At 68.6% G+C, this 21,556-nt stretch carries 28 protein-coding genes; 19 read left to right on the plus strand and 9 right to left on the minus strand.

Features of this window, described 5'->3' with window-relative positions:
• Positions 1–33 precede the first annotated feature (33 nt).
• The 3 genes from D1610_RS01185 to D1610_RS01195 all read left to right on the plus strand — a co-directional run bounded on the left by D1610_RS01185 (position 34) and on the right by D1610_RS01195 (position 5,442).
• Positions 34–2,157 (plus strand): acylase, encoded by a 2,124-nt coding sequence (locus D1610_RS01185; RefSeq protein ID WP_118862308.1) that lies wholly within the window; start codon positions 34–36, stop codon positions 2,155–2,157.
• 118 nt (positions 2,158–2,275) lie between these two features.
• Positions 2,276–5,119, plus strand: a complete 2,844-nt coding sequence (locus tag D1610_RS01190) for a M16 family metallopeptidase (RefSeq protein ID WP_118862309.1) — start codon at positions 2,276–2,278, stop codon at positions 5,117–5,119.
• A gap of 20 nt (positions 5,120–5,139) precedes the next feature.
• Positions 5,140–5,442, plus strand: a complete 303-nt coding sequence (locus tag D1610_RS01195) for a hypothetical protein (RefSeq protein WP_118862918.1) — start codon at positions 5,140–5,142, stop codon at positions 5,440–5,442.
• A 147-nt stretch (positions 5,443–5,589) separates the two neighbouring features.
• Here the strand turns inward: D1610_RS01195 and D1610_RS01200 are convergent, their stop codons facing one another.
• The 3 genes from D1610_RS01200 to D1610_RS01210 all read right to left on the minus strand — a co-directional run bounded on the left by D1610_RS01200 (position 5,590) and on the right by D1610_RS01210 (position 8,035).
• Complete coding sequence (locus D1610_RS01200) at positions 5,590–6,648, minus strand: 5-(carboxyamino)imidazole ribonucleotide synthase (RefSeq protein ID WP_118862310.1); 1,059 nt, start codon at positions 6,646–6,648, stop codon at positions 5,590–5,592.
• The gene (purE, locus tag D1610_RS01205) at positions 6,645–7,100 is read right to left on the minus strand and encodes a 5-(carboxyamino)imidazole ribonucleotide mutase (RefSeq protein WP_118862919.1); all 456 of its coding nucleotides are present in this window, start codon (positions 7,098–7,100) and stop codon (positions 6,645–6,647) included. The genes D1610_RS01200 and purE overlap by 4 nt, the downstream gene beginning before the upstream one ends.
• 266 nt (positions 7,101–7,366) lie before the next feature.
• Entirely contained in the window at positions 7,367–8,035 is a 669-nt protein-coding gene (locus D1610_RS01210) for a nitroreductase (RefSeq protein WP_118862311.1), read from the minus strand.
• 65 nt (positions 8,036–8,100) lie between these two features.
• Between D1610_RS01210 and D1610_RS01215 the strand changes: the two genes are divergently transcribed.
• Both D1610_RS01215 and D1610_RS16920 read left to right on the plus strand, forming a co-directional pair.
• Positions 8,101–9,129 carry a CaiB/BaiF CoA transferase family protein gene (locus D1610_RS01215; protein WP_118862312.1) on the plus strand — a complete coding sequence of 343 codons (1,029 nt, stop codon included), beginning with the start codon at positions 8,101–8,103 and terminating at the stop codon, positions 9,127–9,129.
• A gap of 76 nt (positions 9,130–9,205) precedes the next feature.
• A complete protein-coding gene (locus D1610_RS16920; RefSeq protein WP_182466653.1) occupies positions 9,206–9,364 on the plus strand; it encodes a hypothetical protein in 159 nt (52 codons plus the stop codon).
• Positions 9,365–9,401: 37 nt separating this feature from the next.
• Here D1610_RS16920 and D1610_RS01220 read toward each other — a convergent pair whose 3' ends face one another.
• The 5 genes from D1610_RS01220 to D1610_RS01240 all read right to left on the minus strand — a co-directional run bounded on the left by D1610_RS01220 (position 9,402) and on the right by D1610_RS01240 (position 13,000).
• Complete coding sequence (locus tag D1610_RS01220) at positions 9,402–9,779, minus strand: VOC family protein (RefSeq protein WP_118862313.1); 378 nt, start codon at positions 9,777–9,779, stop codon at positions 9,402–9,404.
• 196 nt (positions 9,780–9,975) lie between these two features.
• The gene (gpmA, locus tag D1610_RS01225; protein ID WP_118862314.1) at positions 9,976–10,668 is read right to left on the minus strand and encodes a 2,3-diphosphoglycerate-dependent phosphoglycerate mutase; all 693 of its coding nucleotides are present in this window, start codon (positions 10,666–10,668) and stop codon (positions 9,976–9,978) included.
• Positions 10,669–10,821: 153 nt separating this feature from the next.
• The gene (locus D1610_RS01230; RefSeq protein WP_245941910.1) at positions 10,822–11,280 is read right to left on the minus strand and encodes a GNAT family N-acetyltransferase; all 459 of its coding nucleotides are present in this window, start codon (positions 11,278–11,280) and stop codon (positions 10,822–10,824) included.
• Positions 11,277–12,407 (minus strand): M14 family metallopeptidase, encoded by a 1,131-nt coding sequence (locus tag D1610_RS01235; protein WP_118862315.1) that lies wholly within the window; start codon positions 12,405–12,407, stop codon positions 11,277–11,279. Before D1610_RS01235 ends, D1610_RS01230 begins: the two co-directional genes overlap by 4 nt.
• The gene (locus D1610_RS01240) at positions 12,404–13,000 is read right to left on the minus strand and encodes a DUF4136 domain-containing protein (protein ID WP_118862316.1); all 597 of its coding nucleotides are present in this window, start codon (positions 12,998–13,000) and stop codon (positions 12,404–12,406) included. Before D1610_RS01240 ends, D1610_RS01235 begins: the two co-directional genes overlap by 4 nt.
• A gap of 157 nt (positions 13,001–13,157) precedes the next feature.
• Here D1610_RS01240 and ykgO point away from each other — a divergent pair, with 157 nt between their 5' ends.
• From ykgO to D1610_RS01260, 4 genes are read left to right on the plus strand one after another with little or no spacing between them, the layout of a single operon-like run.
• Positions 13,158–13,283 carry a type B 50S ribosomal protein L36 gene (gene ykgO / locus D1610_RS01245; RefSeq protein ID WP_004210176.1) on the plus strand — a complete coding sequence of 42 codons (126 nt, stop codon included), beginning with the start codon at positions 13,158–13,160 and terminating at the stop codon, positions 13,281–13,283.
• Positions 13,280–13,897, plus strand: a complete 618-nt coding sequence (locus D1610_RS01250; protein WP_425453199.1) for an HAD family hydrolase — start codon at positions 13,280–13,282, stop codon at positions 13,895–13,897. Before ykgO ends, D1610_RS01250 begins: the two co-directional genes overlap by 4 nt.
• A 43-nt stretch (positions 13,898–13,940) precedes the next feature.
• Positions 13,941–14,243 carry a type II toxin-antitoxin system Phd/YefM family antitoxin gene (locus D1610_RS01255; protein ID WP_118862318.1) on the plus strand — a complete coding sequence of 101 codons (303 nt, stop codon included), beginning with the start codon at positions 13,941–13,943 and terminating at the stop codon, positions 14,241–14,243.
• A 2-nt stretch (positions 14,244–14,245) separates the two neighbouring features.
• Positions 14,246–14,638 (plus strand): type II toxin-antitoxin system VapC family toxin, encoded by a 393-nt coding sequence (locus D1610_RS01260; protein WP_222926902.1) that lies wholly within the window; start codon positions 14,246–14,248, stop codon positions 14,636–14,638.
• A gap of 3 nt (positions 14,639–14,641) precedes the next feature.
• On the opposite strand, the gene pyk is transcribed toward D1610_RS01260, so the two are convergent.
• Positions 14,642–16,099 carry a pyruvate kinase gene (pyk, locus tag D1610_RS01265; protein WP_118862320.1) on the minus strand — a complete coding sequence of 486 codons (1,458 nt, stop codon included), beginning with the start codon at positions 16,097–16,099 and terminating at the stop codon, positions 14,642–14,644.
• 89 nt (positions 16,100–16,188) lie between these two features.
• On the opposite strand from pyk, the gene D1610_RS01270 reads away from it, so the two are divergent.
• From D1610_RS01270 to ruvB, 10 genes are all read left to right on the plus strand, one after another.
• Positions 16,189–16,554 (plus strand): DUF1244 domain-containing protein, encoded by a 366-nt coding sequence (locus D1610_RS01270; protein ID WP_118862321.1) that lies wholly within the window; start codon positions 16,189–16,191, stop codon positions 16,552–16,554.
• Between the two features lie 87 nt (positions 16,555–16,641).
• Positions 16,642–16,881 carry a DUF2312 domain-containing protein gene (locus tag D1610_RS01275; protein ID WP_118862322.1) on the plus strand — a complete coding sequence of 80 codons (240 nt, stop codon included), beginning with the start codon at positions 16,642–16,644 and terminating at the stop codon, positions 16,879–16,881.
• Between the two features lie 156 nt (positions 16,882–17,037).
• Complete coding sequence (locus D1610_RS01280) at positions 17,038–17,358, plus strand: heavy metal-binding domain-containing protein (RefSeq protein ID WP_118862323.1); 321 nt, start codon at positions 17,038–17,040, stop codon at positions 17,356–17,358.
• Between the two features lie 136 nt (positions 17,359–17,494).
• Entirely contained in the window at positions 17,495–18,238 is a 744-nt protein-coding gene (locus D1610_RS01285; protein WP_118862324.1) for a YebC/PmpR family DNA-binding transcriptional regulator, read from the plus strand.
• 46 nt (positions 18,239–18,284) lie between these two features.
• Positions 18,285–18,770, plus strand: coding sequence for a crossover junction endodeoxyribonuclease RuvC (ruvC, locus tag D1610_RS01290; RefSeq protein WP_118862325.1), 486 nt, complete (start codon positions 18,285–18,287; stop codon positions 18,768–18,770).
• 152 nt (positions 18,771–18,922) lie between these two features.
• Entirely contained in the window at positions 18,923–19,516 is a 594-nt protein-coding gene (gene ruvA, locus D1610_RS01295) for a Holliday junction branch migration protein RuvA (protein WP_118862326.1), read from the plus strand.
• Between the two features lie 22 nt (positions 19,517–19,538).
• The gene (locus D1610_RS01300) at positions 19,539–19,745 is read left to right on the plus strand and encodes a type II toxin-antitoxin system HicB family antitoxin (protein ID WP_118862327.1); all 207 of its coding nucleotides are present in this window, start codon (positions 19,539–19,541) and stop codon (positions 19,743–19,745) included.
• A complete protein-coding gene (locus tag D1610_RS01305; RefSeq protein WP_118862328.1) occupies positions 19,738–19,956 on the plus strand; it encodes a type II toxin-antitoxin system HicA family toxin in 219 nt (72 codons plus the stop codon). The genes D1610_RS01300 and D1610_RS01305 overlap by 8 nt, the downstream gene beginning before the upstream one ends.
• A gap of 2 nt (positions 19,957–19,958) precedes the next feature.
• A complete protein-coding gene (locus D1610_RS01310) occupies positions 19,959–20,354 on the plus strand; it encodes a GFA family protein (RefSeq protein ID WP_118862921.1) in 396 nt (131 codons plus the stop codon).
• Entirely contained in the window at positions 20,347–21,372 is a 1,026-nt protein-coding gene (ruvB, locus tag D1610_RS01315) for a Holliday junction branch migration DNA helicase RuvB (protein ID WP_118862329.1), read from the plus strand. Before D1610_RS01310 ends, ruvB begins: the two co-directional genes overlap by 8 nt.
• The last annotated feature ends 184 nt before the right edge of the window (positions 21,373–21,556 follow it).

Here is a 21,556-nt window from a genome sequence, read left to right on the forward strand (position 1 = left end):
CGCGGTGGTGCCGAATATCTTAGGAAGCCACTGATGCGCCGGCTGAAGCGGGTCGGACTTGGCTTTGTGGCGCTGCTCATCGCCGCCGCCGTCGCCCTCGCGGTTTGGGAGCCGCTGGCGAGCGAGGCTGCGGCGCCGCCGCCGGCGCGGGCCTATGATGTCGAGATCGTGCGCGACGAGTTCGGCGTGCCGCATATCTTCGGGCGGACCGACGCCGATGTCGCCTACGGCGTCGCCTGGGCGCATGCCGAGGACGATTTCTCCACCATCCAGGAAGTGCTGGCGATGACGCGCGCGCGGCTGGGCGCGATGACCGGCGCGGACGGGGCGAAGATCGATTATGTCGCGCACCTGCTCGACATCCGCGGCACGGTGGCGCGCCGTTATGCCGGATTGCCCGCGGACGTGCGCGCGCTGCTCGACGGCTATGCGGCGGGGATGAACCTCTATGCCGAGAGGCATCCCGGAGAGGTGCGGCTGGCGAAGCTGTTTCCCGTGAATGGCGAGGACGTCGCCGCGGGCTTCGCGCTCCGATCGCCCTTCTTCTTCGGGCTGGACGAGACGCTGGGCGCGCTCGCCGCCGGCGACGACCTGCCCCGGCCGGTGCGCGTGCCGACGCCGGTGGGCGGCGATCCGGCGGCGAACGGCTCCAACGCCTTCGCCGTCGCGCCGACCCGCTCGGGCGACGGGGCGACGCGGCTGGTGTCCAATTCGCACCAGCCCTGGCGCGGCGGCGTCGCCTGGTACGAGCTGGTCGTCCATTCGGGTGAGGGTTGGGACTTCGCCGGGGCGACCTTTCCGGGATCGCCCTATCCCTTTCTTGGGCACAACCGGACGCTGGGCTGGACCAACACGGTCAACCGGCCCGACCTGATCGACGTGTACCGGCTGGCGATGACCGCCGATGGCGAGGCCTATCGCTTCGACGGCAGGACGTGGCCCTTGAAGGCGAAACGCGTCTGGCTGCGCGCGAAGTTCGGCCCCTTCGTCATTCCCGTACCGCGCATGGTGTATCGATCGATTCACGGGCCGGTGATCAGGAACGACGAGGGCGCCTTCGCCATCCGCTATGCCGGGATCGACCGGCTCGACATGCTCACCCAATATTACCGGCTGAACAAGGCGCGCGACTTCGGCGAATGGCGCGCTGCGATGGCGGCGCAGGGCGTGCCCGCGACCAACTTCGTCTATGCCGACAAGGACGGCAACATCGCGCTGTTCTACAATGCGATGTTCCCCGACCGCGCGCGCGGGTTCGACTGGCGCGGCGTCCTGCCCGGCGACACCTCCGCCGCGCTGTGGACGCGGACCTTGCCCTTCTCCGCCGTGCCGGCGAACGTCAACCCGGCCAGCGGCTATGTGATGAACGCCAACAACACACCCTATGTCGCGGCGGGGCCGGGCGACGAGATCGCGCCCTCTTCCCCCTTGCTCGGCGTCGAGACCGACATGACCAACCGCGCCATCCGCGCGATCGAGCTGCTGGAGCGGCCGGGGCCGATCGGTGCGGAGCGGCTGGAGGCGATCAAGTTCGACACCGGCTATTCGCGCGAGAGCTATGCGACGCCGTGGATGCGGGCGCTGCTCACGCTCGATCCCGAGGGCGATGCGGACATCGCCGCGGCGCAGAAGCTGCTGGCCAGCTGGGACTGGACCGCCGACGGGCGCGGGCGGGCCGACGCGATCGCCGTGCTGGCGCTGCGCCCGGCCAATCGCCAGCATTATCGCCGCCTGCCGCCGCCCGATCCGCGCGAGGAGCTGAAGGCGGTCACCAGCTATCTCCGCCGCGTGTTCGGGCGGCTCGATCCGCCGCTGGGCAAGGTGCTGCGCATCCGCCAGGGCGAGGCCGACTATCCGATGGACGGCGGCAACGACACGCTGCGCGCGGCGACCTTGTGGGACGAGCTGGACGACGGCCGCATGGGCGTGCGCCACGGCGACAGCTTCATCCTGTTCGCCGAATGGGATGCCGGGGGGCGGGTGCGGTCGAAGTCGATCCAGCCCTTCGGCCAGGCGACCACCCGGCCCGACAGCCCGCATTACGCCGACCAGGCGGCGCTGTTTTCCGCGCACCGGTTCAAGCCGGTGCACTTCGACCCGGCCGAGCTGCGGCGCTTCGCCAGGCGGCGCTACCGCCCCGGCGAGGCCGCCCGTTAATCTGGCCGAAATCGCGCCGTCGGTGATCTAGTCCGACAATACGCTTTGGCGTTGCGCGCGGAAGGCGCGCGGCTATGGTGGCGGCCATCCGTTTCTTTTCAGCGTTGGAATCCCGCACATGAACCGCACCCTGCTTGCCCTTGGCGCCGCCACGATCGCGCTCGCCGTGCCCGCCTTCGCCCAGACCCAGAAGCCCGTTCCCGTCGCCCAGCTGGTGAAGGAGGTGAACATCCCCTTCGAGCAGTTCACGCTCGACAACGGCCTTCGGGTGTTCGTCGTCACCGATCGCAAGGCGCCCGTCGTCGGCGTGACGATGTGGTACGATGTCGGGTCCAAGCAGGAGCCCAAGGGCAAGACCGGTTTCGCCCATCTGTTCGAGCATCTGATGTTCGGCGGATCGGAGAACGTCCCCAATTTCGACGCGCCGCTGACCGAGGCGGGATCGACCCAGACCAACGGATCGACCTGGTACGACCGCACCAACTATGTCGAGACGGTGCCGACCGGCGCGCTCGAACGGGCGCTCTACATGGAAAGCGACCGGATGGGCTGGCTTCTGGGCGCGGTCACCCAGGAGAAGCTCGACGCGCAGCGCGGCGTCGTCCAGAACGAGAAGCGCCAGGGCGACAACCAGCCCTTCGGCCTGGTCGAATACGCCCAGAGCGAGGCGCTGTTTCCCGAAGGGCATCCCTACCGCCATTCGACGATCGGTTCGATGGCCGATCTCGACGCGGCGAGCCTGGAGGACGTGAAGAACTGGTTCCGCCAGCATTACGGGCCGAACAACGCGATCCTGGCGCTGGCCGGCGACATCGACGCCAAGACCGCGCGGCCGCTGGTCGAGAAATATTTCGGCAAGATCGCGCGCGGGCCCGAGGCGGCGACGGTGACGGCGCCGGTGCCGACGCTGCCCGAGCGCGTCGAGGAGGTGATGAAGGACCGCGTCGCGACCACGCGGCATTATCGCAACTGGGTGGTCCCCGGCCTCAACCATCCCGACGCGGTGCCGCTGCAGGTGGGGCTTTCGGTGCTGGGCGGGCTCGCCAGCTCGCGATTGGACAACGCGCTGGTGCGCGACGAGGAGACCGCGGTGGCGGTGACCGCCTATCTGCTGCCGTTCGAACAGATCAGCCTGGTCAACGTCCAGGCCGATGTGCGGCCGGGGGTCGATCCGGCGATCGTGTCCAAGCGGCTTGACGAGCTGATCGCCGAGCTGATCGCCAAGGGGCCGACCGCCGACGAGGTCAGCCGCGTCGCGACCCAGCAGGTGGCGGGCGAGATCGCCCAGCTCGAATCGGTCAACGGCTTCGGCAGCAAGGCGGCGACGCTGGCGGAAGGCGAGCTCTATTCGGACGATCCCGAATTCTACAAGAAGCGGCTGGCGCGCTTCGCCAGCGTGACCCCGGCCGAGGTGCAGGCGGCGATGAAGAAATGGCTGACCCGCCCGGCCTATGCGCTGACGGTCGAGCCGGGCGAGCGCGCCGCCTATGAGGAGGCCGCGGCGGGCAAGGCGGGAACGAGGCGGCCCGCCTATTTCCGCCCGCCGAGCGACCTGCCCGCGCTGATGGCCCCGCCGATGCAGGCGGCGCCGCGCGCGATCACGCAGATCCCGGCGGTCGAGGAGCCGGGCGAGGTGCGCTTCCCGACGGTCGCCCAAGCCAAGCTGTCGAACGGCATCACCGTGCGCTACGCGCAGCAGACCGCGGTGCCGATGACCCGCGCGACGCTGACCTTCGACGCGGGCACCGCCGCCGATCCGGCGAGCGCGCTCGGCACCCAGCAGCTGATGCTGGCGGTGATGGACGAGGGGACGAGGAACCTCAACGCCGTCCAGCTGGCCGAGGCCAAGGAGCGGCTGGGCGCGGCGATCGAGCTTGGGGCGAGCGAGGACCGCACCTTCGCCGCGATGACCGCGCTGACGCCCAATCTCGCGCCGACGGTCGCGCTGCTCGCCGATGTCGTGCGCAATCCCGCCTTCGCACCCGCCGAGGTCGAGCGGCTGCGCAACAAGCAGCTCGCGCAGATCGCCGCCGAGCTGCAGAACCCCGGCGGGCTCGCCAGCCGGACGATGCCGCCGCTGTTGTTCGGCCCGGCATCGCCCTATGGCCGCCCTGCCTCCGGCCTGGGCGACGCGGCGACGGTGGCGAAGCTGGGCCCGGCCGAGCTGGCGGCGTTCCACGGCGCGTGGATCAGGCCCGACAAGGCCGAGCTGTTCATCGTCTCCGACAAGCCGCTCGCCGAGATATTGCCCGCCTTCGAGCAGGCGTTCGGCGCCTGGCGGGCGAGCGGAACGGCGGGGACCAAGGCCTTCCCCGGCAACCTGCCCGCGGCGAAGGAGCGGATCGTGCTGGTCGACCGGCCCGATTCGCCGCAATCGGTGATCTACGCGGCGCAGCTGACTGGGCTCGACCCCAAGGGCGACCTGTTGCCGATGTCGACCGCCAACACCGTGTTGGGCGACGATTTCCTGTCGCGGATCAACATGGACCTGCGCGAGACCAAGGCGTGGAGCTATGGCGCGCGCGCCCGCTTCGACCGGCGCGAGCATGCGGTGCCCTATGTCATCTCGACCTCGGTCCAGGCGAACCGCACGGGCGATTCGGTGCTGGCGCTGAAGCAGCAGGTGGCCGAGTTCACCGGCGCCAAGCCGATGACCGCGGAGGAGTTCAACCGTGCGGTGCAGGGCAATCTGCGCCAGCTGCCGATCCAGTTCGAAACCGGCGCGGCGGTGCTCGGCGGCATGCAGGCCAATGCGCTCTACGACCGGCCCGACGACTATTATAATGGTTTGGCGGGCAAATATCGCGCGATGACGCAAGCTCCGTTGCAAAATGCAATCAACCGGGCGATTAAGCCCGGCGCGTTCACCTGGGTCGTCGTCGGCGACGCGAAGACGGTGCGCGCGCAGCTGGACAAGACCGGCCTGCCGGTCGAGGTGGTCGCCGCGACCCCGGCTGAGTGAAAGCAATCAAGGAGAGCAACATGGCGAATGTCGATGGCGAGTGGGACTGCGTGGTCAAATCGCCGCTGGGCGACCAGAAGAGCACCATGACGGTGGTCAGCAACGGCGACACCTTCACCGGCACCAATGCGGGCGCGATGGGATCGACCGAGATCCTCGACGGCAAGGTCGACGGCGACAAGCTGACCTGGAAGATGAACGTGACCGTGCCGATGCCGATGACATTGGACGGCGCGGCGACGGTCGACGGCGACACGATCACCGGCACCGTCACCGCCGGCGCCTTCGGCAGCTTCCCGCTGACGGGTTCGCGGAAGGGATAGCCAAATCCTCCCCATGCGAAGCAGGGGGAGGGGGACCGTTCGCCGAAGGCGAATGGTGGAGGGGGCTTTCCGCAGACGAAGCGCTCGCGGCGCCCCCTCCACCATGCTTCGCATGGTCCCCCTCCCCCAGACGAGCTGGGGGAGGACCTATTCGGCCAGCCGCGTCCAGTGGCCCATCTTGCGGCCGGGGCGCGGCTCGTGCTTGCCGTAGAGGTGCAGGTGGAGGCCGGGCTCGGCCAGCAGGCGGGGCCAATCGGCCGCCTCGTCGCCGATCAGGTTGGCCATCTCCACGCGCGGCGCGGTGAGCGCGGTCGAGCCCAAGGGCAGGCCGCAGATCGCGCGGACATGGTTCTCGAACTGCGAGGCGTCCGCGCCCTCGATCGTCCAGTGGCCGCTATTGTGGACGCGCGGGGCCATTTCGTTGAACACCGGGCCGTCCGCGCTCGCGAAGAATTCGCAGGCGAGCAGGCCGACATAATCGAGCGCGTCGGCGATTGCGCGGGCGAGCGCGGACGCCTCCGCGAACTGCGCCGCGACGATCGCCGGGGCGGGCAGCGTCGAGCGGTCGAGGATGCCGTTCCGATGGACGTTCTCGGGCGGGTCGTAGAGCGCGACGGCGCCGTCCGCCGCGCGCGCGAGCAGCACCGAATATTCGTGATCGAACGCGACCAGCCCTTCGAGCACCGCGGGCCGCGCGCCGATCGCCGCCCATGCGATATCGGCGTCGGCCGGGGACGACAGGCGCGCCTGGCCCTTCCCGTCATAGCCGAAGCGCGTCGTCTTGAGGATCGCGGGCGCGCCGATGCGGGAAAGGGCCTGGTCCAGCGCGGCGCGGTCCGGCACCGGCGCGTAGGGCGCGGTGCGGCCGCCCAGCTTCGTCACGAAATCCTTCTCGACCAGCCGGTCCTGCGCCACCGCCACCGCGCGCGGATGCGGGTGGACGCGCGGCAGCGCGCCGATCGCTTCGGCGTCGATATTCTCGAATTCGTAGGTGACGACGTCGACCTGCGCGGCGAAGGCGGAAAGCGCCGCTTCATCGTCATACGCGCCCTCGGTGAACAGCGGCGCGACGTCGTTGGCCGGGCCGGTCTCCGGCGCATAGACATGGCAGCGATAGCCGAGCTGCGCCGCGGCGATCGCCAGCATCCGGCCGAGCTGGCCGCTGCCGATGACGCCGATGGTGGAATTGGGCGGAAGCGCGCTCATTCGGGTTCGGTCGCCACGCCCTCGGTCTGCGCGTCGCGCCACGCCTGGAGCCGCTCGCCCAGCGCGGGGTCCGCGGTGGCGGCGATCGCGGCGGCGAGCAGCCCGGCATTGACCGCGCCCGCCCTGCCGATCGCGAGCGTGCCGACCGGAATGCCGGCGGGCATCTGGACGATCGAGAGCAGGCTGTCCATGCCCTTCAGCGCCTTGGATTCGACCGGCACGCCCAGCACCGGCAGCCGCGTCATCGATGCCGCCATGCCGGGCAGGTGCGCCGCCCCGCCCGCGCCGGCGATGATCGCGACCAGCCCGCGCTCGACCGCGCCCGACGCATAGTCGTACAGCCGCTGCGGCGTGCGGTGGGCGGAGACGACCCTGGTCTCGTGCGCGACGTCCAGCGTCTCGAGAATCTCGGCGGCGTGGCGCATCGTCTCCCAATCGGAGGTGCTGCCCATGATGATGCCGACGACCGGCTTCCGATCCGCCACCGCGCCCGTCTCCCCGCGTGGAAAGCGCACCTGTTAGCCAGCGGCGGGCGGGGGCGCAATGTGGCGGGGATCACATCGACACACATTCACCGTCACCCCGGACTCGTTCCGGGGTCCATGGTGCAGCAAGCGCGGCGCTCCCATCCCTGGCTCCGACCTCTGCGGCGCGATGGACCCCGGAACAAGTCCGGGGTGACGAAAAGGGGGGCTGCCGAACACCAGCCGCTTGCCGTCTAGAACCCCAGGAACGTCGTCGTCTCCTCGATCGGCGCGCGTTCGGCGCGGGTGCGGTTGGCGGGGGCGGCGGGATCGGCCCAGCCGATCGACATGCCGGCGTAGAGGATATGCTCCTCCGGGATCGGCACATGCGCGCGGACCGATCGCGGCCACATCGCCCAGGCCTCCTGCGGGCAGCTGTCGAGCCCCTCCTCGCGCAAGAGCAGCATGACGCTTTGCAGCCAGATGCCGAGATCGGCCCATTGCGGCGGGCCCATGAAGCGCGGGGTATGGACGAACAGCCCGACCGGCGCGCCGAAGAAGCGGTAATTGGCGGCGAACCATGCGAGCCGCGCCGCCCTGTCCTCACGCGGGATGCCGAGATGCCCGTACATCTCTTCCCCCACGGCGAAGCGGCGGCTGCGATAGGGCTCGGGCAGGTTGGCCGGATAGACGGCGTACTCGGCCGGCTCCGCCGCTCCGGCGGCAATCCTCGCGGCGACGGCGTCGACCAGCGCGGCGAGCGGCCGGCCGGTGACCACCGCGACATGCCAGGGCTGGAGATTGCCGCCCGACGGCGCGCGGCCCGCGAGCGTCAGCACGCGGCGCAGCACGTTCGGATCCACCGGCTTGTCGAGGAAACCGCGCACCGATCGCCGGCTCGCCAGCGCCTCGCTCACCTTCATGCCATTCCGTCCTTTCGAATCCGCCCTATGCTCCGCCATAAGGGGCGGCGACGGGGAGAGGAAGAATGGCGGGACCGCTGACTGGAATCACGATCGTCGAGTTCGCCGGCATCGGGCCGGGCCCGTTCTGCGGGATGATGCTGGCCGATCACGGCGCCGAAGTGGTTCGAATCGCGCGGCCGGGGGCGCGGCGCGACAGGACCGATGTGCTCGCGCGCGGGCGCATCTGGCGCGAGATCGACATGAAGACACCCGCCGGCATCGCCGAAGCGCGCGACCTGTGCCGCGCCGCCGACGGAATCATCGAGGGCTATCGCCCCGGCGTGATGGAGCGGCTGGGGCTGGGGCCGGAGGTGCTGATCGGCGACAATCCGAAGCTGGTCTATGGCCGCATCACCGGCTGGGGGCAGGACGGGCCGCTGGCGCACGTCGCGGGGCACGACATCAACTATATCGCGCTGGCGGGCGTGCTGGCGACGATCGGCGCGGCGGGTGAGAAGCCGGTGCCGCCGGTCAATTATCTCGGCGATTTCGGCGGCGGCGGGATGCTGCTCGCCTTCGGCATGGTCAGCGCATTGCTGGCGGTGCGCGGCGGCGCGCCAGGGCAGGTGGTCGATGCGGCGATGGTCGACGGCGCCGCCCTGCTTTCCGCGATGACCTGGCAGTTCCGCAACGCCGGCATGTGGCGCGACGAGGCGGGGACCAACCTGCTCGACGGCGGCGCGCATTTCTACGACACCTATGCCTGCGCCGACGGCAGGTTCGTCGCCATCGGATCGATCGAGCCGCAATTCTATGCGCTGCTGCGCGAGGCGGCGGGCGTGGCGGGCGATCCCGCGTTCGACGCGCAGATGGATGCGCGGGGCTGGCCGGCGCTCAAGGCGAAGCTCGCGGCGATCTTCGCCACGCGCACGCGCGACGAATGGTGCGCCGTGATGGAAGGCACCGACATCTGCTTCGCCCCGGTGCTGACGCCGGGCGAGGCGCCCGCGCATCCGCACAATGTGGCGCGCGGGACATTCGTCGAAGTGGACGGACTGACCCAGCCCGCGCCCGCGCCGCGATTCTCGATACCGGCGAGCAAGGGGCCGTGAAGCAGAACTTGAACGGAACGGTTGGTTGGGCGCAGAACAGGCGTACTGCTCGTTCGGCAACTCAAGGGGAGCATGAATGGGTTGGCTGATAGAATTCGCCATTCAGACGGTCGCCGACATTTTCGGGTATGCCGCCGGCCGCAAACGGCCTTGGTGGGTTGAGGCGGTCGCCTCGCTTGGATGCTTTCTCGTCCTAGGCGCGCCGGCACTGCTGCTTTGGCTGCTGCTGCGCTGAGGCTTCGTGGATACGAGATTAAGGCGAAGGCCGGCAGCTACACCGCCGAATAGGTGACCGCCTCGATCTTGTTGCCGTCGGGATCGCGCACGAAGGCGCCATAATAGTTGGCGTTGTATTCGGGACGCAGGCCCGGCGCGCCGGCGTCGCTGCCGCCGTTGTCGAGCGCCGTCCGATAGAAGCGGTCGACCATCGCGCGATCCTCCGCGGTGAAGGCGATGTGCACGCCGTTGCCCGGTGTCGCGGGATTGCCGTCGACCGGGGTCTCGATGCTGAGCAGGAACGCGCCGATGCCGTAATCGAGCGATTCGCTATCGGCATCCATCCGCCGCAGACCGACGACCGCCATCACCGGATCGTAAAAGGTGCGAGCGCGCGCCGTATCGTTGGTGCCGACCGAAAGGTGATGGATCATGGCTGCTCCTCCTCGTCCGTTGCGGAAGAACGACGGAGTCCGGGCAGGTTTCCCTAGTTCAATGCCACCTCACCAATCTCGTCATGCCGGACTTGTTCCGGCATCCATCGTGCCACAAGCTCGAACCACGCTCGGGGATGGATGGACCCCGGAACAAGTCCGGGGTGACGGGCTGTGAAGGGTTGTTGTTGCTGGTTCAGTCGGCCCGCTCGCTCAGATAATAGCGGTCGGTCGCGGTCAGATCGTCGGCGAGTTCGTAGACCATCGGCTGGCCGGTCGGGATCTCGAGGCCGGCGATGTCGGCGTCCGAGATGCCCGATAGGTGCTTGACCAGCGCGCGCAGCGAATTGCCGTGGGCGGAGACCAGCACGCGCTTGCCGGCCTTGAGCTCGGGCGCGATGCGCGCCTCCCAATAGGGCAGTACGCGGGCGATGGTGTCCTTCAGGCTCTCGGTCTGCGGGATGGGGACGCCCTTGTAGCGGATGTCCTGGGCGAGATCCCAGGGCGATCCTTCCTCGGGCAAGGGCGGCGGGATGTCGAAGCTCCTCCGCCACAGCTTGACCTGATCGTCGCCGTGCTTCGCCGCGGTCTCCGCCTTGTCGAGCCCGGTCAGCCCGCCATAATGGCGCTCGTTCAGCCGCCAGTCCTTCTCGACCGGCAGCCACAGCCGCCCCATCGCCTCCAGCGCGAGGTTGAGCGTCTTGATCGCGCGCGTCTGGAAGCTGGTGAAGGTCAGGTCGAAATCGAGCCCCGCCGCCTTCATCGCCTCGCCCGCTGCCCAGGCTTCATTGACGCCTTGTTCGGTCAGGTCGACATCCCACCAGCCGGTGAAGCGGTTCTCCAGGTTCCAGGAGGATTGGCCGTGGCGGATCAGGACGAGCGTGGGCATGGGGACTCCTGTGGCGGGGCGTTCGCGCGCTCCCTAAAGCGCTTCATGGAAAAGTGCGACAGCGCTTCATGGAAAAGTGCGGCCCCTCTGCCCGTTCGAGAACGGCGCTTCGACAAGCTCAGCCCGCGCGGGATGGAGGAGAGAGAATCGAAACTAAAGCGTGCGCGACATGAACCGGCTGAACGGATCGGGGCGGTAATCGGCGAAGGGCGGACATTCGGTGAAGCCGAACAGGCGGTAGAGCCGGTGCGCCGCGTCGAACGCCTCGCCCGATCCGGTCTCCAGGCTCAGCCGGCGATAGCCGCGCGCGCGGGCGGTCTCCATCATGCGCTCGAGCAGCCGAGCGGCAACCCCCTTGCGCAGATGCTCGGGCGCGGTGCGCATCGACTTGATCTCGCCATGCCCGGCGTCGAGCTGCTTCAGCGCGCCGCAGCCGAGCAGCGCGTCGCCGGTCCAGGCGCTCCAGAAGGTCACGTCGGCGGCCCCCAGGCCCGACAGGTCGAGGAAATGGCAGCTGCCCGGCGGCGAGTTCGCCAGCATCCCGGCGAAATGCTGCTGGAGCAGGCCGATGACCGCGGGATGATCGAGCCCGCCCTCGCGCAGCTCGATCACAGATCGTCGATCATCGCCGCCAGGTTGGCGAGGCAATCATGCGCGAGCCGGCGGCAGCGATCGGGCGACCAGCCGGTGGCGGGATCGGGCAGGTCCTCATGATCCTTGAACGGCATCTCCAGCGTCATCGCGACCGCGCCGAAGCGTTCGGCGAGCTGGTTGGTCGACATCGACAGGTTGGCCTTGCCCGCGGGCGCGGTGGCGTAGCCCTGCCTGGTCTGGAACAGCGCCGAGCGTTCGGCGAGCGTATCGCGGAAGCGGTAGAATTTCGCGCCGAGCGCGTCGGTCCAGCCGGGAATGCCCTCGAACCCGGCGAGGAAGTTGGCGGGGATCGCCTCGTCGCCATGGACGTCCATCGCGAAGGTGACGCCGGTCTGATCCATCGCGTTCCTGACCGCGAGCACCTCGGGGCTGCGCTCGGGCGTCGGATCGTGCCATTCGCGGTTGAGGTTCACGCCGGCGGCGTTGGTGCGCAGATGGCCGCGGAAGCTGCCGTCCGGATTCATGTTGGGCACGATGTGGAAGGTCGCCTTGCGCCTGAGCGCCGCGGCGTCGGCGTTATCCGCGTCGGTCAGCCAGTCGAGCGCGCCTTCCATCCACCATTCGGCCATCGTCTCGCCGGGATGCTGGCGCGCGTAGAGCCACACGGTCTTCGCGCCCTCGCCCAATGTCAGGCAATCGAGCGGGCGGCCGTCGAGCGTGGCGCCCAACTGGCGCGCCGCGACGCCCGGCATCGCCGCCATCCGCCCGACCAGATCATGGTGCCGCTCCATCGAATAGGGGGCGAAATAGGCGAACCAGGCGATGTCGGCATCGGCGTCGCTGCTTGCCGGCCAGTCGAATTCGAGCACACCGCCGGCATAGCGGGTGTCGACGGTCGTCCACGCTTGCCGGTCGGTCGAAATGCGTGCGCGATAGCCGGGCCAGCCGTCCGGATAGGCCGATCCGCCGGCGTTGAGGATGCGGAAGGTCAGCGCGCGGCCGCGGATGCCCGCGGCGCGGAAGTGGAACCACTGGTAGAAGTCGGATTCGTGATCCTTGACGATTTCGAGGTCGATCCGGTCGTCCTCGATGGCGATGAGGCGGATGTTGCCGCTGTCGAAGGCGGCCGAGATCTGGACGGTCATTTGACCGTGATAGTCTCGCCCGATCGTCCGGGGAACCCCGCGAACAGTGCGCGCGCCAGCTTTTCGGCGGCGATGCCGGGCTGGGCGGCGGGGTTGGAGCCGCGCGCCTCGGTCTGCGCCCGGCCTTCCCAGATCACCTCGTCGCCCTGGCGGCGCTTGATCCGGACCGAAAGCTCGCTGACGACGATATCGCCGCCCTTGCCGCCGCCGATGCCGAAGCTCAGGCCCCCGCCCAGGCCGAGACCCGATCGCCGGCCGCCCGAAAAGCCGCCCGCGCCGATGCCGATCGACACCGGCGAGCGCTCGGGCCCGCCGACGCGGTTGGCGCGGGTGAAGCCGGCATCGGCGACGAACTCGGTGCCGAGATTGCCTTGCGCGACGCTGTAGCCGGCGCGGGCGAGCTCCTGCTCCACCGCGGCGGCATAGCTCGCATATTCGAGGCTGGGCGCGGCCTCGCCCAGCGGCGCGACCATGATCGTGCCGCGCGCGATCGGCTCGCCCAGATGGAAGCGCGTGACCTCGACCGGCGACACCGTCGTCGCGCATCCGGCGAGCATCAGCGCCGCCGTCAGTCCCAGTGCCACGCCACGCATAAGCCACTCCCGTCGCTGGATTCGCTCACCTTGTCGCACTAACGGCGGGCGACGGCAATTTGCTTCGTGGCGGGCAAGGGACTTGACCTTCGCGGCCCATGCGCATAGGCGCGGCGCTCATTTTCCGCAGTTCCAGATACGAAGAAGCGAATCGATCATGAAGATCCGCAACAGCCTCAAGTCGCTCAAGGGCCGTCACCGCGACAACCGCGTGATCCGCCGCCGCGGCCGCACCTATGTGATCAACAAGACCAACCGCCGCTTCAAGGCCCGCCAGGGCTGAGCGTGCCGGTCGAGGCCGTCGTCTTCGACGTCGGCAACGTCCTCTACAGCTGGGAGCCGCGGTTCCTCTACGAGCGCCTGATCGACGACGAGTCCGCGCTCGCCGCGTTTCTGCGCGATGTCGTCACCCCCGAATGGCATTTCCAGCACGACGCCGGGCGGCCCTTCGCCGAAACCTCGGCCGAGCTGATCGCCCGCTTTCCCGAGCATGAGGCGCTGATCGCCGCCTGGGGGCCGCGCTTCAACGAAAGCATCGGCCCGGCGATCCCCGGCATGGCCGAACTGGTGGCGGAGATCGATGCCGCCGGCGTGCCGCTCTACGCCATCACCAATTTCTCCGGCGAGTTCTGGAAGCCCTTCCGCGCGCGCGAGGCGGCGCTGTTCGACCGCTTCCGCGACGTGGTGGTGTCGGGTGACGAGAGGCTGCTCAAGCCCGATCCCGCGATCTACGCGCTGGCGCTCGAACGCTTCGGGCTGAAGGGGCCGGACGCGATCTTCATCGACGACCGCGCGGAGAATGTCGCCGGCGCCGAAGCGGCGGGGATGCGGGGCCACCTGTTCCGCGATGCGGCGACGTTGCGGGCGGAGCTGGTCGCGCTGGGGCTGCTTGCCTAGCCTGCCAATTGTGACTACATGTGGACACCATTGGAGTCCATACATGGAAATGTCCGTCCGCGAAGCTCGCGCCAAATTCTCGCACGCGCTCGCCGCCGCTGAGCGCGGGGAGCGCGTGGTCATCACCAAGCACGGCAAGCCCGTCGCGGAGCTGGGGCCGCCCGCGCCAAGGAAGGGCGGCATCGACTTCGACCATCTGGAAAAGGTGCGCAAGAAGCTGGGGCTGGATAAGAAGTACGCCCACCTGACCTTGGATGAGAAGTGGCGCGAGGAATTTGACGACCCCGCGTGGGGCCGCGAGATATTCGGGCTTGGCGATGATTGGGACCCGAGCAAACCCTGGTGAGGTTGTTGCTCGACACCCACTTTTTGGTCTGGCTAACCGGAAAACCCGAAGTCCTGACCGATCGAGACCGCGCCTTATTGTCGCGCGAAGATGTGGAGGTGTTCGCTTCGATCATCTCGCTCTGGGAAATTCGGATGAAGTGGCAGACCATTCGGTCGGATGGGACGCGCAAGGGTGACGTCAGCCCGGATTCGGCTGCGGCGCTTCTTGAGGAAAGCGGCTGGGCGGTCGCCACACTCGGAACCGACGACATTCTGGAACGTCTGCGTGCCCCGGCTCCCAATCGCGACCCTCATGACGAGATGCTGCTGGTTCACGCCCAGCGGCTTGGTGCGCAGTTGCTCACGCGTGACCGTCTCCTGGTTGCCCACCCGCTCGCCTACCGCTTCGGCTGAGCGTCAGTCCTCATAGCCCTTGAGCTCGTCGCCGGTCAGGCGGACGACGTGGAGGACGTTGGTCGAACCCGGCACCCCGAAGGGCACGCCGGCCATCACGATGATGCGGTCGCCCGCCGCGGCCACCGCGTGGCGCAGCGCCATGCGCTTGGCCTTGGCGACCATCTCCTCGAAATTCTCGACATCGCGGGTGTGGACCGCGTGGACGCCCCACAGCAGGCCCAGCCGGCGCGCGGTCTCCAGCTTCGGCGTGAGCACCATCAGCGGCACCGACGGCCGCTCGCGCGCGACGCGCCGCGCGGTCGAGCCGGACATGGTGAAGCAGATGATCGCGCGCGCGGAGACGGTGATGGCGATCGACTTGGCCGCCTCGGCCAGCGCGTCCGCCGTCGTCGGATCGGGCTTGGTGACGGTGAAGTGGACGCGGTCGCCATGCGCCGGATCGCGCTCCACCGCGTCCGCGATCGAGTTCATCATCGCAACCGATTCGACCGGCCAGTCGCCCGCCGCGCTTTCGGCCGACAGCATGATCGCGTCCGCCCCGTCATAGACCGCGGTGGCGACGTCGGACACCTCGGCGCGCGTGGGCGAGGGCGAGGTGATCATCGATTCGAGCATCTGCGTCGCGACCACCACCGGCTTGCCCTGGCGGCGCGCGCTTTCGACGATGCGCTTCTGCAGGGGCGGCACCGCCTGCGGCGGCAGCTCGACGCCCAGATCGCCGCGCGCGACCATCACCGCGTCGCACGCCTCGAGGATCTCGTCGAGCCGCTGGACCGCGGCGGGCTTCTCGATCTTCGCGAGCAAGGCGGCGCGCCCCGCGATCAGCCGGCGCGCCTCGGCCAGATCCTCGGGCCGCTGGACGAAGCTCAGCGCCACCCAGTCCACCCCCGCCTCGCAGGCGAAGGCGAGGTCCGACTGGTCCTTTTCGGTCATCGCCGCCAGCGGCAGCACGACGTCGGGCACGTTGAGGCCCTTGGAATTTGACAGCCGCCCGCCGACTTCGACGCGGGTGACGATGCGCTCGCCGCCGGCCTCCTCGACGCGCAGCACCAGCTTGCCGTCATCGAGCAGCAGGCGCGCATGCGGTTCGATCCCTTCGAAGATCTCGCGGTGCGGCAGCTCGACGCGCGACGACGTGCCGGGCGCGGGGTCGCGGTCGAGGACGAACCGCTCGCCCGTTTCCAGCATCACCGCGCCGTCTGCGAACCTGCCGACGCGCAGCTTCGGCCCCTGGAGATCGGCCAGGATCGTGGTCGGCCGGCCATAATCGCGCTCGATCGCGCGGATCGCGGCGATCAGCGGGCGTTTCGATTCCTGGTCGCCATGGCTCATGTTGATGCGGAAGGCGTCCGCCCCCGCGGCGAACAGCTTCGCCACCATCTCGGGCGTGCTTGAGGCCGGGCCGAGCGTGGCGAGGACGCGGACCTTGCGCGTGCGTGGGGGGATGATCCTGGCCATGCATATTCACCTTGGGTCCGGGGAGGGGCGGCTTTGCGGCAGCCCTCCTAGCCGGTATCGCGGGCCGATCAACCATCTGTGAGGGCGAAATGACGATCGACGAACTCGACGATGCCGTAGCGGCGGCGGCCTTCCGCCGGCTGGTCCGGCATCTGCGCCACAGGAGCGATGCGCAGAATGTCGATCTGATGGGCCTGGGGGGCTTCTGCCGCAACTGCCTGTCGGATTGGATCGCCGAGGCCGGCGGGCTGGCGAAGGACGACGCGCGCGAAGCGATCTACGGCATGCCCTATGCCGAATGGAAGGCGAAGCATCAGATGGAGGCCAGCCCCGAACAGCTGGCGCGGATGGAGGCCAGCGTCGCGCGCAACAAGCGCGAGGATGCGCTTGACGAAGCGCTGGACGAGAGCTTTCCGGCCAGCGATCCGCCGGCGATGACAGAGCCGAATCGCTGACCGTGTAGGCCGGTTGAGCTTCTCGGGCGGCTGCCCTAGGAGTTCGCAACCGCCCCTGGGGGCGATTCACCACATGCGGGGATTTTGATGAGCGACGTTATCGCAGCCGAGCAGCTTCGCCTGTTCATCGAGCGGATCGAGCGGCTGGAGGAAGAGAAGAAGGGCATCGCCGACGATATCAAGGATGTCTATGCCGAGGCGAAGTCCAACGGCTACGACGTCAAGACGATGCGCGCCATCGTTCGCCTGCGCCGCATGGAGAAGCATCACCGCGACGAGGCCGAGGCGCTGCTGGAGACCTACAAGGCCGCGCTTGGTTTGGCATGATCCCACTCACCGTCACCCCGGACTTGTTCCGGGGTCCATGGTGCCGCATGGGTAGCGCCCGATTTTCGGACGCCGCGCCTGCCGCTTGATGGACCCCGGAACAAGTCCGGGGTGACGAAAGAAATAGGGTCTTAGCAACGCTCAGGGAGAATCCGCATGATCCTGACCACCACGCCCGAAATCGCCGGACGCAGCATCACCGGTTACAAGGGAATCGTCACCGGCGAAGCCATCATGGGCGCGAACATCGTCCGCGATCTGTTCGCCTCGATCACCGACATTATCGGCGGCCGGTCGGGCGTGTACGAGACCAAGCTGCGCGAGGCGCGCGAGCAGGCCCTGCACGAGCTCTCGCTGGAGGCGCGCGACAAGGGCGCGGACGCGGTGGTCGGCATCGATCTGGATTACGAGGTGCTGGGCAAGGACGGCTCGATGCTGATGGTCACCGTATCGGGCACCGCGGTCACGCTGGGCTGAGCTTGCCGGGCCCCCTTCCACCCCGTTCGCCCTGAGCTTGTCGAAGGGCGGTCCTTTCTTCTAACGCCTCCGGTAAGAAGGACGGGGCTTCGACCGGGCCCAGCCCAAACGGATTTGATACGGAAACAGACGCACCATGGCCGGCCATTCCAAGTTCAAGAACATCATGCACCGGAAGGGCGCGCAGGATAAGAAGCGCTCGGCCATGTTCTCCAAGCTGTCGCGCGAGATCACCGTCGCGGCGAAGATGGGCCTGCCCGATCCGGACATGAACCCGCGCCTGCGCGCGGCGGTGGCCGCGGCCAAGGCGGCGTCGGTGCCCAAGGACAATATCCAGCGCTCGATCGACAAGGCGAGCCGCGGCGATGCGGAGAATTACGAGGAAATCCGCTACGAAGGCTTCGGCCCCGGCGGCGTTTCCCTCATCATCGAGGCGCTGACCGACAACCGCAACCGCACCGCGACCAACGTCCGCACCGCGGTCAGCAAGAATGGCGGCAATCTCGGCGCGTCGGGATCGGTCAGCCACGGCTTCGACCGGATGGGCCTGATCACTTATCCGGCTGGCGCCGGCGACGCCGACACGGTGTTCGAGGCGGCGCTCGAGGCGGGCGCGGAGGACGTGTCCTCGTCCGAGGACGGCCATGAGATCTGGACGGCGCAGGGCGACCTGCACGAGGTCGCGAAGGCGCTGGAGCCGGTGCTGGGCGAGGCCGAGGGCGCCAAGCTCGCCTGGCGGCCGCAAACCATGGTCGAGGTCGGTGAAAGCGACGCCGCGACGCTGTTCAAGCTGATCGACACGCTCGACGACGATGACGATGTCCAGACCGTCTGGGGCAATTACGAGGTGCCCGACGAGGTAATGGAGAAACTGGGGTAATGACGCACAATCCTCCCCCGCTTCGCAGAAGCGGGGGAGGATTGGCATGATCATCCTCGGCCTCGATCCGGGCCTTGGCACCACCGGCTGGGGCGTCATCCGCGCCGAGGGCAACCGCCTGTCGCACATCGCCAATGGCCGGCTGAAGACCGACAGCGCCGCGCCGCTCCCGGCCCGCCTGTCGCACCTCGACACGATGATCGCCGCCTTGATCGCCGATCGCGCCCCCGTCGCGGCGGCGGTCGAGGAGGTGTTCGTCAACACCAACCCGCAATCGACCCTGAAGCTCGCCCATGCGCGCGGGGTCGTGCTAGCGGGGTGCGGCCGCGCCGGGCTGGTCGTCGGCGAATATGCCCCGCGGCTGGTCAAGAAGGCGATCGTCGGCACCGGCAATGCGGAGAAGGTCCAGGTCCACGCTATGGTCGCGCGGCTGCTGCCGGGGGTGAGGATCGACGGGGCGGACGCGGCCGACGCGCTCGCCGTCGCCATCTGCCACGCGCACCATCTGGCGAGCGCGCGGCGGACGGGCTGATTTACCGCTTTCCTACATAGGTTCGTTCCTGTTAGGTTCACGTCCATGCTGGCCTTCACCCCCCTCCGTACCGTGGATCGCGCAGGCATTGGGGGAGGGGAAAGGAGGGGACACCTGGTCTCACTTTCCTCACCTTTCGCGGTGACGAATCGGTGATCGCGCATCTCAAGGGACGGCTGGCCGAGTCGGGCGTCGACCATGCGGTGATCGATGTCGGCGGGGTCGGCTATCTGGTCGGCGCGTCGAGCCGGACGCTGTCGGCGCTCGGCCCCGTGGGCGAGGCGGCGACCTTGTTCACCGAGATGCTGGTGGCGGAGGACTTCATCCGCCTGGTCGGCTTTGCCAGCGCGGAGGAGCGCGACTGGTTCCGCCTGCTGACCAGCGTGCAGGGCGTCGGCGCGCGGGTCGCGCTCGCCATCCTCTCCGCGCTGGAGCCCGGCGAGCTGCAGCGCGCGGTGGCGAGCCAGGACAAGACGATGGTCGCGCGCGCCAACGGCGTCGGCCCAAAGCTCGCCGAACGCATCGTCCGCGAGCTGAAGGACAAGGCCGGCGGCGTCGCGATCGGCGGCGCGGGCGTGACCGCGCCGGCCGGCGGCCTGGCGGCGGACGCGGCGTCGGCGCTCCAGAATCTGGGCTTCAAACCCGCCGAGGCGTCGGCCGCCGTCCGCGCGGCGGAGGACGAGCTCGGCGCGGGCGCAGGGCTGGACGCGCTGGTGCGGCTGGCGCTCAGAAAGGCGGCGAAGTAATCATGCTGCGAAGGAGTTCGACATGCATGTCACGGCGGTTCTGAACCAGGCGGAGGAAGGCGGATACATCGCCTACAACCCGGAAACCGGAAGCACCACGCAGGGCGATACCATCGACGAGGCGCTTACCAACCTCCGCGAGGCGGTCGAGCTGTATCTGGAAGAATTCCCGATGAAGTTCGGCGCCGCGCCGCTTGTGACGACAGTCGATGTCGCGGTGCATGCCTAGATTTCCAGTCCTGTCCGGTTCTGATGTCATCAAGGCGCTCGAGCGGCTCGGTTTCGAGCAGGTTCGCCAGCGGGGCAGCCATGTCGTCATGCGGCGCGGAAGCGCTGGCTGCGTTGTGCCGCTGCACCGGGAGGTGAAGGCGGGCACGCTCGCCGGACTGCTGCGCCAGGCATCGGTCATGCAGGACGAGTTCCTGGCGGCCGTGAAATGAGCATGACCCGCCATGCCAGCTGCCGCTGCGGCCAGTTGACCGCCGCGTGCGAGGGGGAGCCGGTGCGCATATCGGTGTGCCATTGCCTCGCCTGCCAGCGGCGCAGCGGATCGCCGTTCGCCGAACAGGCGCGCTTTCCGGCCGACAAGGTGCAGGTCGCCGGCAAATCGAAACAATGGGTCCGCGCGGCCGACAGCGGCAGGGCGGTGATCTATCACTTCTGCCCCGATTGCGGATCGACGGTCTGGTATCAGGGCGGCCCGATGCCGGAAGCGATCGCCGTTCCGGTCGGCGCCTTCGCCGATCCGAATTTCCCGCCGCCACGCTTTTCTGTGTGGGAAGAGCGCAAACATCCCTGGGTCGCTGTCCTCGGTGACGAGGTAGAGCATAGTGACTGACGCCGACCGCACCCTTTCCCCTCTGCGCCAGCCCGACGATGTGGACGCCGCGCTGCGCCCCAAGACGCTCGACGAGTTCGTCGGGCAGCGGAGCGCGCGGGAGAATCTGCGCGTGTTCATCCAGGCCGCCAAGGCGCGCGGCGAGGCGCTGGATCATGTGCTGTTCTTCGGGCCGCCGGGCCTGGGCAAGACCACGCTCGCGCAGATCATCGCGCGCGAGATGGGGGTGGGGTTCCGCGCCACCAGCGGCCCGGTCATCGCCAAATCGGGCGATCTCGCGGCGCTCTTGACCAATCTCGAGGATGGCGACGTGCTGTTCATCGACGAGATTCACCGCCTCGCGCCGGCGGTGGAGGAGGTGCTCTATCCGGCGATGGAGGATCGCGCGCTCGATCTGATGATCGGCGAGGGGCCGTCGGCGCGTTCGGTGCGGATCGATCTGCCGCGCTTCACCCTGGTCGGCGCGACGACGCGGCAGGGGTTGCTCACCACGCCCTTGCGCGATCGCTTCGGCATCCCCGTGCGGCTGCAATTCTACACCGTCGACGAGCTCGAACGGGTTGTGACGCGCGCCGCCGGGCTGTTGCGGCTGGAGCTGACGGCAGACGGCGCGCAGGAGGTGGCGCGGCGTTCGCGCGGCACCCCCCGCATCGCCGGGCGGCTGCTCAGGCGGGTGCGCGATTTCGCCAATGTCGCCAATGACGGGCTGGTCGATGCGCGCGTCGCCGATGCCGCGCTGACCCGGCTGGAGGTCGACAAGCTCGGTCTCGACACGATGGACCGCCGCTATCTCGCCATGATCGCCGACATCTACAGGGGCGGGCCGGTGGGGGTGGAGACGCTCGCCGCCGGCCTTTCCGAGCCGCGCGACACGATCGAGGAGGTGATCGAGCCCTATCTGATCCAGCTCGGCCTCGTCGCGCGAACCGCGCGCGGCCGCTGCCTCAACGCAGGCGGCTGGAAGCATCTCGGCCTGACCCCGCCCCGCGACGTGCAGGACGGGTTGTTCGACAAATGAAGGTAGTTCACGCGAAGGCGCGAAGGCGCGAAGAAGGAAAATGAGGTTCACGCAGAGACGCAGAGACGCAGAGATGAGGGGGCGTTTGCAGGGATCGTCTCGCGATAGCGAGACCTTCATCCCTGACGGCAGCCGGGAGAGATCAATGCCGCTGGCGCGGCTGAGGCTCACCCCGAACGCAACA

The sequence above is a fragment of the Sphingomonas gilva genome, from assembly GCF_003515075.1.
In the GTDB taxonomy this organism is placed as follows: domain Bacteria; phylum Pseudomonadota; class Alphaproteobacteria; order Sphingomonadales; family Sphingomonadaceae; genus Sphingomonas; species Sphingomonas gilva.